Raw genomic sequence first — 13,047 nt, 5'->3', positions numbered from 1 at the left:
GTTTGGTAGGCTGGCCGCCATGAAAGTCTTCGGAATCGCCGGCTGGAGTGGCAGCGGCAAGACCACCTTGCTGATCCGGCTGATCCCGGCCCTGGTCGCGGCCGGAATCAAGGTCGCCACCGTCAAGCACACCCATCACGACCCGGCCGTGGGCGACGAGGAGTGCCGGGCTCTGGCCCGCGCCGGCGCGGTGGAGACCATCGTCGCCTCGCCGCATCGCTTCGCCCTGATTCACGAGATTCATCCGGGCGAGACCGAGCCGCCCCTCGACTGGCTGATGAACCGCTTCGCCGGAATCGATCTGTTGTTGATCGAAGGCTACAAATGGGCCTCCCATCCCAAACTGGAAGTGTGGAACCCGTCTTTGGGCAAGTCCATGTTGGCGCCTGAGGAAAAAAGCATTGTCGCTCTAGCTTCTGACGAGCCGGTCAACGCCGTTCCGCTGCCGCGGTTTCATCGTGATGATGTCGAAGGGATAGCGGCTTATATTTGCCAGTATTGCCAAATTTGAGTTGTGATTATTTGTGGCAATTTAAGTTCTATCCATAAGAATAAGGCGTAAGGACAAGGGAACTCCCAGAAAAAATGTGGGAAGCCTGCTCTTGCATCGGGTATCGGCCTGATGGAGGGTGCTTATGCATTCCGATAGATTTCAACTTATGCTGATAAATCTGGATTACACCCGTGAGTGATATTTTAAACTCGCGAATATCTGTCATGCTCTTGCATATCTGGCGTTGCTCCATGGGGCAAAGCATGATTAAAGTATTATGGGTTCTGGGGTTACCGGTTGGCCGGGCTTGCCATTGGGGGCGGGCGCGGTTGCCGGAGGGAAGGTACGTTTCGCGTCAACTGTGTGGCGCGGTACCCGCCTGGGCAGGCCGAAGGGGTTCGGGCTGGCCTTGCGGCTGAACTTTTTTGGGGATTTTGTGCAATGAAGGTTCTTCTTGCCGACGATCATGCGTTGTTCCGTGAAGGAGTGCGCATGGTTCTGGAAAGCCTGTCCGACGAACCGCTCGACATCATCGAGGCCAGCGATTTCAACCAGATGCTCGGTCTGGTGCGCAATGGCGGCGATATCGATGTGGCGCTGATGGATCTGTCCATGCCCGGCATGGATGGGTTTTCCGCCATCGGGGCCGTGCGGCGTTCGGCTCCCGACATCTACCTGGTGGTGGTCTCCGCGTCGGAAGAACCGCAGACGGTCCGAAAGGCGCTGGACAGCGGCGCCCACGGCTATATCTGCAAGTCCGCCGGCAGCGCCTCCATGATGGCGGGCATCCGCTCGGTTCTGGCGGGTGACACCTTCGTCAGCCCGCACATCATCGTGCCCGACGCGCTCTCTCCCGCCGGCGGCGACATCAACGGCGAGCAGCTGCACTCGCTGCTGACGCCGCGCCAGCGCGACGTGCTGGCCATGCTGCGCCAGGGCAAGTCCAACAAGGAAATCGCCCGCGATCTCAGCCTGGCCGAGATCACCGTCAAGCTGCACGTGACCGCCATCCTGCGGGCGCTGGGCTGCGAGAACCGCACCCAGGCGGCCATCCTTGCCGCCAAGATGGGCGTCTGATACCGGTCGGCGTTTGATCAGACTCGTCATGTCATCCCGAGCGCAAGCGAGGGATCTCAACTTTGGAACGGCATTTCCAATTGGGAAACAGCGTCCCAGGCGGAGATCCCTCCGCCCAAGGGCGTCGGGATGACGGATCATTTCAAACACCGACCGGCCTGAGCCCGCCCTCTCGGTCCGGTCAATCGACGATGCGCCCGTCCACCAGATGGATGCGGCGGTCGGCGGTTTGCGCCAGTTCGGCATCATGGGTGACCACCACCACCGTGCGGTTCTGCCGGTGGGCGAGGTCGCGGAACAGTTCGAACACCAGATGGGCGGTGCGGGTATCCAGATTGCCGGTGGGCTCGTCGGCCAGGATCAGCGGCGGGTCGTTGGCCAGCGCGCGGGCGATGGCGACGCGCTGGCGCTGGCCACCCGACAGCTGGTCGGGATACTTGCGCCGGTGATCGGCCAGTTCCAGCGAATCCAGCAGGAGCTCCGCCCGCTTACGGGCCTGGGAATCGCTTAGATTGCCCAGGCGGCGGATGGGAATCTCCACATTGGCCTGGCAGGTGAATTCCGGCAGCAGGAAGTGGAACTGGAAGACGAAGCCGATGGAGGCCAGGCGCAGTTCGGCCATGGCGTCGGGCGTAAGCCCGCCGGTTTGCCGGCCCAGCAGGCTGATAGCCCCGGCGGTGGGGACATCGAGCAGCCCCAGCAGATAAAGCAGCGACGACTTACCCGAGCCGGACGGTCCGGTCACCGCCACGAACTCGCCCTGTCCGATGGTGAGGTCGATGTCGCGCACCAGGGTCACCGGCACGGGGCCGGGCAGTTCGCGGGTGACGCCCCGGGCTTGGATGGCCGCGTCCATCAGCCGGCTCCTCTGACGATATCCACCGGATTGAGGCGCGAGGCGCGCCTTGCCGGCACCCAGGCGGCCAGGGTGGCCGAGGCGATGGCCATGGCGGCGCTGATGGCGTAGTGGCGCGGCGTGCGGTAGAGCACGAAGCCCTGGGCCTTGATGAAGCCCTCCATCTGGAAGTCGAGCGAGGCCATGAACTCGATCAGGCCCCAGCCCATCAGCCAGCCGATCACCGTGCCGATCAGGCCGACGATCAGGCCCTCCATGACGAAGATGCGGCGGATGTCTCGATCCCGAAATCCCATGGATTTCAGGATGCCGATGTCCCTGGTCTTCTCGAACACCACGGTGGAGATGACGTTGAAGATGCCGAAGCAGGCGACGATCAGGATGGCGCTGACCGTGGAATACATGATGGCGTTTTGGATGACGAAGATGCCCAGCACGTTGCGCGACTGCTCCATCCAGGGTTCCGAGCGGTAGCCGAAGCGGCGTTCGATCTCGGCGGCCAGCGGCCCGGCCTGCTCCACGTCGTCGAGCCTGAGGTTGAGGCGGTTGATGACGTTGGGACGGTTCTGGAGGATCTGCGCCTTCTTCAGCAGGGTATAGACCTCGAAATTGTCCATCAGGGTGATGTTGCTGCGGAAGATTCCGACGACCTTCATCTTCAGCATCACGCCCTGGGGCGATACCGCCGAGATCAGGTCGTCCTTGCGGATGCCGGCCTTGGCCGCCACGCCCTCGCCCAGGATGATGCCGTTGGAGGTGGTGTAAAGGGCGTCGAGGCTGCCCGACAGCAGGTCCTTTTCCAGATGGGTGACGTGGCGTTCGCGTTCGGGCTGGATGCCGGTGACGTTGACCGAGACGTCCTTGCCGCCGAAGCGCAGCAGCAGATTGCCGGACAGCGCCGGGGCCACGTGGACGCCCGGCATTTCCTCGAGGGTGGCCAGCATGTTGCGCGCGCCCCTTATGCCGCGCACCTCTTCGCGGGGTTTGAGTCCGCGCAAGGAGACGGCGCCGTCGGGATAGGCCCGCTCCACCGCCTGGCGGGGCGCGGCGCGCACCTCGTCCTTGACGATGATGTGGGGCTGGACGTCGATGATCCGCGCGATGAAGTCGCGCTGGAAGCCCTGCATCATGGCCGAGATGCCGATGAAGAAGGCGACGCCCAGCGACACGCCCAGCAGCGACACCAGGGTCTGGCGCCGCCGGTGGCGCAGGTGCTGGAGCGCGATGGCGAGGCCGAGCGGCAGCACCTCCGGCCCTCCCTATTTCACCCGGACGCGGTCGCCGGGCTTTAAGCCGGCGGGGGGCGAGGCGATCACCGGCCGGTCGGGTGCCAGGCCGCCGGTCACCTCGACCATGGTGCGGCCGCGGATACCGATGGAAAGGGCAAGGGCGGCGACGCGGCCGTCCTCCGCGATCAGCGCGGTGCCGTCCCGCAGCGCGGTGACCGGGATCAGCAGGGCGTCGGTGTGCTCGGCGGTGATGATGTTGATCTCGGTGGTCATGCCCACCAGCAGGGGCGTGTCGTCGGGCAGCATTACCCGGACGCGGAAGGTCTTGTTGACCGGATCGCCCTTGGGCGTGATGCGGTCGACCCGGGCTTCCAGCACCCGCTCGGCGAAGGCGTCGGCCTTGATCAGCACCTTCTGGCCGATCCTGACCCGGGCGATGTCCTCCTCGTCCACCTCGGCGGTGATGCGAAGGGGGTGGGGCGCGCCGACCCAGAACAGGGCATCCTTGACCTCGGCCAGTTCGCCCACTTCGCCGTCGCGCTTCAGGACCACGCCGTCCATGGGCGAGGTGACCAGCAGGTCCGAGCGCTTCTGGCGCGCGGCGTTGATGGCGGCGGTGATCTGGTTGAATTCGCTGCGCGCCTTCTGGGTCGCTTCGGTGGAGCGGTAGCCCCGTTCGGTCAGCGCCGCCGAGCGGTTCATCTCTTCCCGCCAATAGGCGGCCTTGGCCTCCAGTTCGGCGATCCTGGCCCGGGCCTCGCGGTCGTCCAGGCGGGCCAGGGGCTGGCCCTCCTTCACGCTGTCGCCCTCCAAGGCCAGAATCTCGGCGATGCGCCCGGGCGAGACGGGGGCGATGCGCGCCCATTTCTCGGCCTCCACCGTGCCGGTGGCGTAGATGGCCTCCACCGCCGGGCCGCGCCTGGGCAATGCCAGAGCCACCTCGGGCGCCGACATTCGCCACCACCACCAGACACCGGCGGCGGCGATGCCCAGAAGGATCAGCAGCAGCGGGATTTGGCGGAGCAGGCGTCTGGTCATTTCACCAGAATCCGCAGAACGTCCTCCACCCCGTCCCAGGCGCGATGCAATTCGGCATCGGTGATGCAGTAGGGCGGCAGCAGGTAAAGGACGTTGCCCAAGGGGCGCAGCAGCAGGCCGCGCTCCAGGAAGGCGGCCTTCATCTTCGGTCCGATGCCGGCCTGATACCCCTTGCCGCCGCCGATGACGTCCAGCGCCGCCACCGTGCCGGTCAGCCTTGTATGGGCGACGTTGGCAAGGGCTTTCAGGCCGTCCAGGCGCTCCCGGTGGGTGGCCTCGATCTCCTTGATGCGCTGCTGGCAAGCGGGGCCTTCCAGCAGGTCGAGCGAGGCCAGGCCGGCGGCGCAGCCGATGGGGTTGGCGGTGTAGGAATGGCCGTGCAGGAAGGCCTTCGACAGGTCCTGGCCCAGGAAGGCCTCGAAGATGCCGTCGCGGGCCACGGTCATGGACAGGGCCAGGAAGCCGCCGGTCAGTCCCTTGGACAGGCAGACCAGGTCGGGGGTGATGCCCGATTTCACGCAGGCGAAGATGTCGCCGGTACGTCCGAAGCCGGTCATCACCTCGTCGAGGATCAGGAGCGAGCCGTGCTCGCGCACCTTGGCCTCCAGCTTGACCAGGAACTCGGGGCGGCACATGCGCATGCCGCTGGCGCCTTGGATCAGCGGCTCGACGATCACGGCGGAGACGCGGTCCGGATTGGTGGAGAACATCATGTCCAGCGCGTCCAGCGCCGCCGCCTCCTTGGCCTCCACCTCCTCGTCGCCGTCCCAGGTGGCGGGGAAGGGGGCGGTCTGGACCGGGAACAGCATCTCCTTCCAGGCGCTGAAATAGCCCGAGGAATGCCCGGCCGACATGGCGCCGGCGGTGTCTCCGTGGTAGCCGCCCTCGAAGGCGATGTAGATGGAACGGTGCTGGCCCTTGTTGCGCCAGTACTGATGCGCCAGCTTCAGCGCCACTTCCACGGCGGTGGAACCGTCGTCGGAATAGAACACCCGGTTGAGATCGCCGGGCAGGCGCTGGCAGACCCGGGCGGCGAGGCGGGCGGCGGGCTCGTGGGTGAAGTCGGCGAAGATCACCTGCTCCAGCCGTCCGGCCTGGTCGGCGACGGCCTGGGCGATGGCCGGGTTGGCGTGGCCGTGCAGGTTGACCCACCACGACGACACCATGTCGAGATATTCCCGCCCGTCGGCGGCGAAGATGGAGGCACCCTTGGCGCCCAGGGCCAGGATGGCCGGCTTGGCGGTGCCGGCCTGGGTGAAGGGATGCCAGACATGGCGGGCGTCCAGCGCCCGAAGATCGTCATAGGACAAGGTCATGGTTCACCCGGACAGCAAAAGGTGGGCGGGGGCAGGCCGGCGATGGTGGCGGCGGTGACGGCGGGCAGGGCCTCGATCTCGGCCAGCACGCGGATGGCGCCGAAATGCTCGATAGCCTCGCGGTTGGCGGGATTCTTCTGGCCGTTCATCACCACGCCCAGGATGGGAACCCGGCGACGGCGAAGCATCTCCAGCGTCATCAGGGTGTGGTTGATGGTCCCTAAGCCAGACCGCGCCACCACGATGGCGGGCAGGGCGAGGCGCTCCATCAGGTCGATCATCAGCGCCACCTCGTTGATGGGCACCATGACGCCGCCGGCGCCTTCTACCACCAGGGGCCGATCGGTGGCGGGCGGCACCAGGGAGGTGAGATCGATGCGGGTCTTCTCGCGCCGCGCCGCCTCGTGGGGCGACAGGGGCGCGGCCAGCACGACGCCCGAGGGATGGATGCGGGCGGCGGGCGCCAGCCGGGCGACGGAGTCGAAATCGCTGCCCTGGGTCGAGCCGGTCTGGACGGGCTTCCAGTAATCGGCGGCCCAGTGCTGGGCCAGCCAGGCCGAGACCAGGGTCTTGCCCACGTCGGTGTCGGTGCCGGTAACGAAGACGCCCCTCATGCGCGGTAGTCCAGCAGCAGGATGTCCCAGGTGATTTTGCAGGGATTGCCCATGGCCCTGATGATGCGCCGGAGTTGCCCCGGCGGCAACGGGCGATGGCCGGGTTTTGGGGTCTGGGCCCCCAGCGCCTCCAGCGATTGGAGGAAATCCCGCCCGTCGGCATAGTCCAGGGTCAAAGGAGCCGACTCCACCCGTACGCCGGGCAGCCAGGCGGCCGGTCCGTCCGCCGTGGGGTAGTCGGGCACGCCGGAGTCCAGGCCCAGCGCCCGGTGCGCGTCCTTCCACTGGGCGAAGGTGCCGGCGCCTAAGGTGGCGAGCAGCAGCCGCCCGCCGGGGGCCAGCAGGGCGGACAGTCGCCCCAGGGTGGCGGGCAGATCGGCGAACCACTGGGCCGCCAGGGAGGAAACGATCAGGTCGAACGGCCCGGCCACATGGGGGGCCTCGGCGTCCATTACCGCGAAGGAAAGGTCGGGGAGGGCGTTGCGGGCCGTCTCGACCATGGCCGGGCTGAGGTCGGTGGCGAGAATGCGCGAGCCCTTGGGCAGGACGGCGGCCAGGCGGCGGGTGAGCAGGCCGGTGCCGCAGCCCAGCTCCAGCACGCTGATCGGGGCCGAAAGCCCCCCCAGCCGCTCCACCAGGGCGTCGGCGGCCCAGACCTGGGCGCGGGCGGCGGACTCATAGGTGGCGGCGGCGGCGGAAAACGCCCCGGCGATGGCCTTCTTGCGGCTCATGCCTCCAGCCTCGCGGCGAACAGGCGGACCTGGGACGCCACCCAGTCGGGATGGGTCAGCGGCAGCAGGTGCCCCGCGCCCTCGGCCAGCACCAGGGTCTCGGCCGCGAAGCTGGCCAGACTCATTCCCTGGGGCACGATGGGATCATTGGTGCCGGCCAGGGCCAGCACGGGGCAGGGCAGCATGCGGAGCGTGGTGCGCTCGTCGCACTGGCCCAGCCAGGACAGCGTCTCTTTCAGCGGTTCCGGCGCGATGGCCGAGGTGTCGGGAGACTCGATGCCGCAGCGGACGAGGAAATCGGCGGTCACCTGCCGGGGCGCTTCGTCGAAGCGGGCCAGCATGCGCTCCACCAGACGCGGCGGCACCCCATCGACGAAGTTGGGCGAGCGGGTGAAGCGGGGAAAGGCGTTGACCGCCAGCACCCCGGCCCAGGGCCTGGGAATGTTGGCCAGCGCCCACGCCAGCCCCATGGAATGGGCCAGGATCAGCGGGCGCGGCACCTTGGGGCGTTTGGGGCGGCCGTAAAAGCCCATATCGACGCAATCGCCCCGGAAATCGGGCAGGCGCTCCAAGACCGGCATCCAGAAGCCGGCGTCGAAGCCCCAGCCGTGGACGGCCAACAGCGGCGGGCTCACCGTGCCGCCTCCACGCATTCGACGATGGCGGCCAGCAGCCGCTCGATGTCGGCATCGGAATGGACCGCCGACAGGGCGAAGCGGATGCGGCTGGTGCCCGGCGGCACGGTGGGCGGACGGATGGCGATGCCCAGCAGGCCGCGCGCCTCGAGCGCCTTGGCAACGCCAAGGGTGCGCTGCTCGTCGCCGAGGATCAACGGCACGATCTGGCAGGCCGAGGGGCCGGTATCCAACCCCGCCGCCCGCAACCCCTCGCGCAGATGCCGGGCCATCAGCTGCAGGCGGGTGCGCTCGCCTTCCAGGCGCGGCACCAGATCCAGGGCGGCGTCGATGGCGCCCAGGGTGGCCGGCGGCAGGCCGGTGGCGTAGATCAACCCCGAGGCGCGGTTGATCAGCAAGTCCCGCAGGCGGGCCGAGCAGGCCACATAGGCGCCGAAGCTGCCCATGCCCTTGGAGAAGGTGCCCATGGCCATGTGGGCGCCCATGCCCGGCGACAGCCCGAAGCCCTGGGGCCCCAGCACGCCGGTGGCGTGGGCCTCGTCCACGTAGAGAAAGGCGTCCCAGCGCCGGGCCAGGGCGGACAGGGCCGCCATGTCGGTGACGTCGCCGTCCATGGAGAACACCGTCTCGGTGACGATGAAGCGCGGACCGGGCTTGCCGGCGTGGGCGGCCAGCAGGCTTTCCAGGTGGTCGAAATCGTCGTGGCGATAGCGGTAGCGCCGCGCCCCCGACAGCTCCAGCCCGGCATGCAGGCTGGCATGGATCAGCTTGTCGGCGAAGACCAGGGGCTCGGCCCCCCACACGGCCTTGTCCAGCAGCGCGGGCAGCACCGAGGCGTTGCACTGCCAGCCGCTGGCCAGGATCAGGGCGGCCTCGGTCTGCTTGGCCCGGGCGATCTTGGTCTCCAACGCCTCCATGGCGGCGAGATGGCCGGTAACCAGGCGCGAGGCGCCCGAACCGGCGCCGAATTCGTTCAGCCAGCGCCGCGAGCGTTCCACCACCTCCGGGTGGCGCGACAGGCCGAGATAGTCGTTGGAGGAAAAGTTGATCAGCTCGCGTCCGCCCACGCGCACCCGGCCAGCGGGCAGGGGATCGACCGGACGCAAAACCCGCTTGCGCCCGGCCTGCTCCAGGCCGTCGAGAAAGAGTCCGATGCTGTCGTCCAGGCCCATCATCACCGCGACTTGATAGAGGGTTTTCGCTCCTGTTGCAAAGGGCGCATGCGGGGGACTACATTGCGGCCCCCGCAAGGCATCATAAGAGGACACGGCGGTGACGGCTCAGGCAGCAGTTGACATGGTGGCGAAGGACGACGGACTCCGGCACGACTGGAGCACGGACGAGATCGAGGCGCTGTTCGCGCTTCCCTTCAACGACCTGATGTTTCAGGCGCAGACGGTGCACCGCGCCAATTTCGACGCCAACCGCGTCCAGGTGTCGCGCCTGATCTCCATCAAGACCGGGTCCTGCCCCGAGGATTGCTCCTACTGCCCCCAAAGCGCCCACTACGCCACGGGGCTGGAAAAGGAAAAGCTTCTGGCGGTGGAAGAGGTGGTCGAATCCGCCCGCAAGGCCAAGGAGGAAGGGGCGTCCCGCTTCTGCATGGGCGCCGCCTGGCGCGGCCCCAAGGGCGACGATTTCGAGGTGGCGGTGGCCATGATCGAGGGCGTCAAGGCGCTGGGCATGGAAACCTGCGCCACTTTCGGCCTGCTGGACAAGTGGCAAGCCCAGCGCCTGAAGGACGCCGGGCTCGACTATTACAACCACAACATCGACACCAGCCCCGAGCATTACGCCGAGGTGATCACCACCCGGACCTTCCAGGACCGCCTGGACACCCTGGACGTGGTGCGGGACGCCGGCCTGCACATCTGTTCGGGCGGCATCGTCGGCCTGGGCGAGACGCGGACCGACCGCGCCCGCATGATCCAGACCCTGGCCAACATGCCCAAGCATCCCGACAGCGTGCCGATCAACCTGCTGATCCCCATCCAGGGCACGCCGCTGGCCAATGCCGAGCGCCCCGATTCCTTCGACTTCATCCGCACCATCGCGGTGGCCCGCATCACCATGCCCAAATCCTTCGTCCGCCTGTCGGCCGGTCGCGAAGGCATGAGCGAGGAGATGCAGTCCCTGTGCTTCCTGGCCGGGGCCAATTCGGTGTTCTGCGGCCAGAAGCTGCTGACCGCCAAGAACGCCGCGCCGGGCCAGGACAAGAGCCTGTTCGGCAAGCTGGGCCTGACGCCCATGTAGGCTGCTTTCTTCGTCGGTGACCTCAAGACCCCGCCGGGAACGTTCCGGCGGGGTTTTTTGTGAAGGAAATGCCGGGGCCTTGGAATCGATCTTGTCCGGCGCCATCTGACATGTTCCACCGTCGCGGGGAGGTGTCGATGAGCTCAATGTCCGGTATGCAGGATGGTCAGGCGGAGATGGATGGCGAGCACCGCATCCAGGTGGGGCTGATCGCGGCCCTGGAACGCGCCCTGGAAGCCGGAGCCTCGGCCGACGAGGTCCGGGCGCTGGTGGAGCAACTACTGGACTTCACCGACGTGCATTTCATGTCGGAAATGGTGCTGATGCGCTTTGCCGCCTATCCCGACATCGGCGGCCACGAAACCGAGCACGACCGCCTGATGGAGCAGTTGCGCCGCATCCAGGCCGGATTCGACCTGGGCGATTCCGACGTGATGATGGCCGAATCCCAGGTGCTGCGGCATCTGCTGGTCGAGCATATCCGTACCCACGACCTGCTGTTCTCGCAATTCATGAGCACCCAGGCGGCACCGGCCTGAAATTCCCTGACTTTGAATCCGATGCTGGAGGGTGGCTATGAAAGCGATGTCTTAGCGATATCGCTTTAGGCTGATTCCCCTGCTGTCATAGAAGTGCAACACTTCATCCGTCCTCTGGTTTGAGGGAGGGACGGATGAGCCCCCAGCATCTGGAAATCGCCATTCATCTGGGCAGCGCCTGGGCCGCCGGCAGTCTGGTGGGGGCCGAGCGCAGCTTCCACGGTCGCCCCGCCGGCTTTCGCACCCACGCCCTGGTCTGTGTCGCCTCAGCCCTTTTGATGCTGGTCACCATCTATCAGTGGGAATGGCTGGGTGTGGTGCCCATGGAGACGGTGCGTACCGACCCCACCCGCATGGCCCAGGGCATCATGACCGGGATCGGCTTCCTGGGGGCGGGGGTAATCTTCAAGGAGGGGCTGACGGTGCGCGGCCTGACCACCGCCGCCTCCATCTGGATGACGGCGGCCCTGGGAATTCTGTTCGGCGTCGGGTTCTATTCCCCGGCGGTGGCGGCGACGGTGGTGACGGTGGCCACGCTGGCGCTGTTCCGCATGGTTGAATACCGTATGCCGTCGCAGTTCTACGCCCACCACCTGCTGCGTTTCGCCCGCGACAAGGCCATGCCCGAGGCCGAGGTGAAGGGCCTGATCGAAGGCCACGGCTTCACCATCTCCAACATGAGCTACCGCCTGTGCGAGGGCGGCTCGGTGTTCGAATACAAGATGGTGATCCGCACCGCCGACCGCGACAACGTGGAACGGCTGGTGGCCGGATTGCGCGGTTTGGGCGACGTGCTGGAGTTCCGGGTGTCGCCGACGGGCGATTGAGACCAGCCAGGAAGGGGGCCCCTCCCCATCGGGGATGGGGGAGGGGCCCTTATCCTTACGCCTTCGGCCGCTTGTCGATGACGCGGCGGGCCTTGCCCATGGAGCGCTCGATGGAGTTGGGGGCCAGCACGTTCACCTTGGTGCTGATGCCGATATAGGACTTGATGTGGTGCTGCAGGTCCTTGGACGCGGCCACCAGGGCGCTGTCGTCGTAGGGCTGGTCGGCGCGCACTTCCACGTTGACCGTCACCGAGTCCAGGTGGCCGTCGCGGGTGACTTCCAGCTGGTAATGGGGCGCCAGGCGGTAATCCTTGAGGATCAGCTCCTCGATCTGGGTCGGGAAGACGTTGACGCCGCGGATGATCAGCATGTCGTCGGACCGGCCGGTGATCTTGCCCATGCGCCGCATGGAGCGCGCCGTGCCCGGCAGCAGCTGGGTCAGATCGCGGGTGCGGTAGCGGATGATGGGCAGGGCTTCCTTGGTCAGGCTGGTGAACACCAGCTCGCCCATGGAGCCGTCGGGCAGCACTTCGCCGGTATGGGGATCGATGATCTCCGGGTAGAAGTGGTCTTCCCACAGATGCAGGCCGTCCTTGGTCTCGACGCATTCGCAGGCGACGCCGGGGCCGATCACTTCCGACAGGCCGTAGATGTCCACCGCCTCGATGCCCATGCGGACCTCGATTTCCTCGCGCATGGCCCCGGTCCAGGGCTCGGCGCCGAAGATGCCCACCTGCAGCGGGCAGGTCTTGGTGTCGATCCCCATGCGGTCCATCTCGTCGGCGATGGCCAGCATGTAGCTGGGGGTGACCATGATCAGCTCGGGCTTGAAGTCCATGATCAGCTGGATCTGCTTTTCCGTCTGGCCGCCCGACATGGGGATGACGGTGCAGCCCAGGCGCTCGGCGCCGTAATGGGCGCCCAGGCCGCCGGTGAACAGGCCGTAGCCGTAGGAGACGTGGCACTTGTCCTGTTTGCGGCCGCCGGCGGCGCGGATGGAGCGCGCCATCACGTTCGCCCACATGTTGATGTCGTTCTGGGTATAGCCGACCACGGTGGGCTTGCCGGTGGTGCCCGAACTGGCGTGGACGCGCACCACGTCATCCATGGGCACGGCGAACATGCCGAAGGGGTAGGTGTCGCGCAGGTCCGACTTGGTGGTGAAGGGGAACTTGGCCAGATCCTTCAATTCCTTGAAGTCGTCGGGATGAACGCCCTTGTCCTGGCACTTCTTCCGGTAGTGCTCGACATTGTTGTAGGCATGGGTCAGCGACCATTTCATGCGTTCGGTCTGCAGCGCGGAAATCTGGTCGCGGCTGGCGATTTCGATGGGGTCGAGCAGGTCCTTGGCCGGCGGAACCCGGCGATGCGCGGTCTTAGACATAAACATCCTCCCGAAGCGGCGGGACCCTCTGTCGGGGTCTCCGCCAGGACAGTTA

General features: G+C 66.6%; 14 protein-coding genes. 5 read left to right on the top strand and 9 right to left on the bottom strand.

All coding sequences use genetic code 11. The features are described 5' to 3' along the window. Nucleotides 1–19: 19 nt before the first annotated feature. Both mobB and WV31_RS09150 read left to right on the top strand, forming a co-directional pair. The gene (mobB, locus tag WV31_RS09155; protein ID WP_085373263.1) at nucleotides 20–511 is read left to right on the top strand and encodes a molybdopterin-guanine dinucleotide biosynthesis protein B; all 492 of its coding nucleotides are present in this window, start codon (nucleotides 20–22) and stop codon (nucleotides 509–511) included. Between the two features lie 423 nt (nucleotides 512–934). Then, nucleotides 935–1,570: a response regulator gene (locus WV31_RS09150; RefSeq protein WP_085373262.1), complete on the top strand. Its 636-nt coding sequence runs from the start codon at nucleotides 935–937 to the stop codon at nucleotides 1,568–1,570. Between the two features lie 181 nt (nucleotides 1,571–1,751). On the opposite strand, the gene WV31_RS09145 is transcribed toward WV31_RS09150, so the two are convergent. From WV31_RS09145 to WV31_RS09110, 8 genes are read right to left on the bottom strand one after another with little or no spacing between them, the layout of a single operon-like run. Next, nucleotides 1,752–2,426, bottom strand: a complete 675-nt coding sequence (locus WV31_RS09145; protein WP_085373261.1) for an ABC transporter ATP-binding protein — start codon at nucleotides 2,424–2,426, stop codon at nucleotides 1,752–1,754. Continuing rightward, nucleotides 2,426–3,673, bottom strand: coding sequence for an ABC transporter permease (locus tag WV31_RS09140; RefSeq protein ID WP_085373260.1), 1,248 nt, complete (start codon nucleotides 3,671–3,673; stop codon nucleotides 2,426–2,428). The genes WV31_RS09145 and WV31_RS09140 overlap by 1 nt, the downstream gene beginning before the upstream one ends. 12 nt (nucleotides 3,674–3,685) lie before the next feature. Next, the gene (locus WV31_RS09135) at nucleotides 3,686–4,693 is read right to left on the bottom strand and encodes an efflux RND transporter periplasmic adaptor subunit (RefSeq protein ID WP_085373259.1); all 1,008 of its coding nucleotides are present in this window, start codon (nucleotides 4,691–4,693) and stop codon (nucleotides 3,686–3,688) included. After that, on the bottom strand, nucleotides 4,690–6,009 hold the full coding sequence (gene bioA, locus WV31_RS09130; RefSeq protein WP_085373258.1) for an adenosylmethionine--8-amino-7-oxononanoate transaminase: 1,320 nt from the start codon (nucleotides 6,007–6,009) through the stop codon (nucleotides 4,690–4,692). Before bioA ends, WV31_RS09135 begins: the two co-directional genes overlap by 4 nt. After that, nucleotides 6,006–6,623 (bottom strand): dethiobiotin synthase, encoded by a 618-nt coding sequence (bioD, locus tag WV31_RS09125; protein WP_085373257.1) that lies wholly within the window; start codon nucleotides 6,621–6,623, stop codon nucleotides 6,006–6,008. Before bioD ends, bioA begins: the two co-directional genes overlap by 4 nt. Then, complete coding sequence (locus tag WV31_RS09120; RefSeq protein ID WP_085373256.1) at nucleotides 6,620–7,354, bottom strand: methyltransferase domain-containing protein; 735 nt, start codon at nucleotides 7,352–7,354, stop codon at nucleotides 6,620–6,622. Before WV31_RS09120 ends, bioD begins: the two co-directional genes overlap by 4 nt. Then, nucleotides 7,351–7,989 (bottom strand): alpha/beta fold hydrolase, encoded by a 639-nt coding sequence (locus tag WV31_RS09115; RefSeq protein ID WP_085375537.1) that lies wholly within the window; start codon nucleotides 7,987–7,989, stop codon nucleotides 7,351–7,353. The genes WV31_RS09120 and WV31_RS09115 overlap by 4 nt, the downstream gene beginning before the upstream one ends. Continuing rightward, on the bottom strand, nucleotides 7,986–9,164 hold the full coding sequence (locus WV31_RS09110) for an aminotransferase class I/II-fold pyridoxal phosphate-dependent enzyme (RefSeq protein ID WP_085373255.1): 1,179 nt from the start codon (nucleotides 9,162–9,164) through the stop codon (nucleotides 7,986–7,988). Before WV31_RS09110 ends, WV31_RS09115 begins: the two co-directional genes overlap by 4 nt. A gap of 121 nt (nucleotides 9,165–9,285) precedes the next feature. Between WV31_RS09110 and bioB the strand changes: the two genes are divergently transcribed. The 3 genes from bioB to WV31_RS09095 all read left to right on the top strand — a co-directional run bounded on the left by bioB (nucleotide 9,286) and on the right by WV31_RS09095 (nucleotide 11,608). Beyond that, nucleotides 9,286–10,242, top strand: a complete 957-nt coding sequence (gene bioB, locus WV31_RS09105; RefSeq protein ID WP_085373254.1) for a biotin synthase BioB — start codon at nucleotides 9,286–9,288, stop codon at nucleotides 10,240–10,242. 137 nt (nucleotides 10,243–10,379) lie between these two features. Further along, nucleotides 10,380–10,781 carry a bacteriohemerythrin gene (locus tag WV31_RS09100; protein ID WP_168185888.1) on the top strand — a complete coding sequence of 134 codons (402 nt, stop codon included), beginning with the start codon at nucleotides 10,380–10,382 and terminating at the stop codon, nucleotides 10,779–10,781. 134 nt (nucleotides 10,782–10,915) lie between these two features. After that, nucleotides 10,916–11,608: an MgtC/SapB family protein gene (locus WV31_RS09095; RefSeq protein WP_085373252.1), complete on the top strand. Its 693-nt coding sequence runs from the start codon at nucleotides 10,916–10,918 to the stop codon at nucleotides 11,606–11,608. Between the two features lie 55 nt (nucleotides 11,609–11,663). Here the strand turns inward: WV31_RS09095 and paaK are convergent, their stop codons facing one another. Beyond that, nucleotides 11,664–12,992 (bottom strand): phenylacetate--CoA ligase PaaK, encoded by a 1,329-nt coding sequence (gene paaK / locus WV31_RS09090; protein WP_085373251.1) that lies wholly within the window; start codon nucleotides 12,990–12,992, stop codon nucleotides 11,664–11,666. Nucleotides 12,993–13,047 lie beyond the last annotated feature (55 nt).

It is taken from the genome of Magnetospirillum sp. ME-1 (assembly GCF_002105535.1).
Classification (GTDB): Bacteria; Pseudomonadota; Alphaproteobacteria; order Rhodospirillales; family Magnetospirillaceae; genus Phaeospirillum.
Note: the sequence above shows the minus strand (reverse complement) of the source record. Positions and strands in the feature narration are given on the sequence as shown.

Bases quoted from the DNA above. Each gene is read 5' to 3' on its own strand.
- mobB (WP_085373263.1), top strand. From the start codon at position 20: ATGAAAGTCTTCGGAATCGCCGGCTGGAGTGGCAGCGGCAAGACCACC.
- WV31_RS09150 (WP_085373262.1), top strand. From the start codon at position 935: ATGAAGGTTCTTCTTGCCGACGATCATGCGTTGTTCCGTGAAGGAGTG.
- WV31_RS09145 (WP_085373261.1), bottom strand. From the start codon at position 2,426: ATGGACGCGGCCATCCAAGCCCGGGGCGTCACCCGCGAACTGCCCGGC.
- WV31_RS09135 (WP_085373259.1), bottom strand. From the start codon at position 4,693: ATGACCAGACGCCTGCTCCGCCAAATCCCGCTGCTGCTGATCCTTCTG.
- bioA (WP_085373258.1), bottom strand. From the start codon at position 6,009: ATGACCTTGTCCTATGACGATCTTCGGGCGCTGGACGCCCGCCATGTC.
- bioD (WP_085373257.1), bottom strand. From the start codon at position 6,623: ATGAGGGGCGTCTTCGTTACCGGCACCGACACCGACGTGGGCAAGACC.
- WV31_RS09120 (WP_085373256.1), bottom strand. From the start codon at position 7,354: ATGAGCCGCAAGAAGGCCATCGCCGGGGCGTTTTCCGCCGCCGCCGCC.
- WV31_RS09110 (WP_085373255.1), bottom strand. From the start codon at position 9,164: ATGATGGGCCTGGACGACAGCATCGGACTCTTTCTCGACGGCCTGGAG.
- bioB (WP_085373254.1), top strand. From the start codon at position 9,286: ATGGTGGCGAAGGACGACGGACTCCGGCACGACTGGAGCACGGACGAG.
- WV31_RS09100 (WP_168185888.1), top strand. From the start codon at position 10,380: ATGAGCTCAATGTCCGGTATGCAGGATGGTCAGGCGGAGATGGATGGC.
- WV31_RS09095 (WP_085373252.1), top strand. From the start codon at position 10,916: ATGAGCCCCCAGCATCTGGAAATCGCCATTCATCTGGGCAGCGCCTGG.
- paaK (WP_085373251.1), bottom strand. From the start codon at position 12,992: ATGTCTAAGACCGCGCATCGCCGGGTTCCGCCGGCCAAGGACCTGCTC.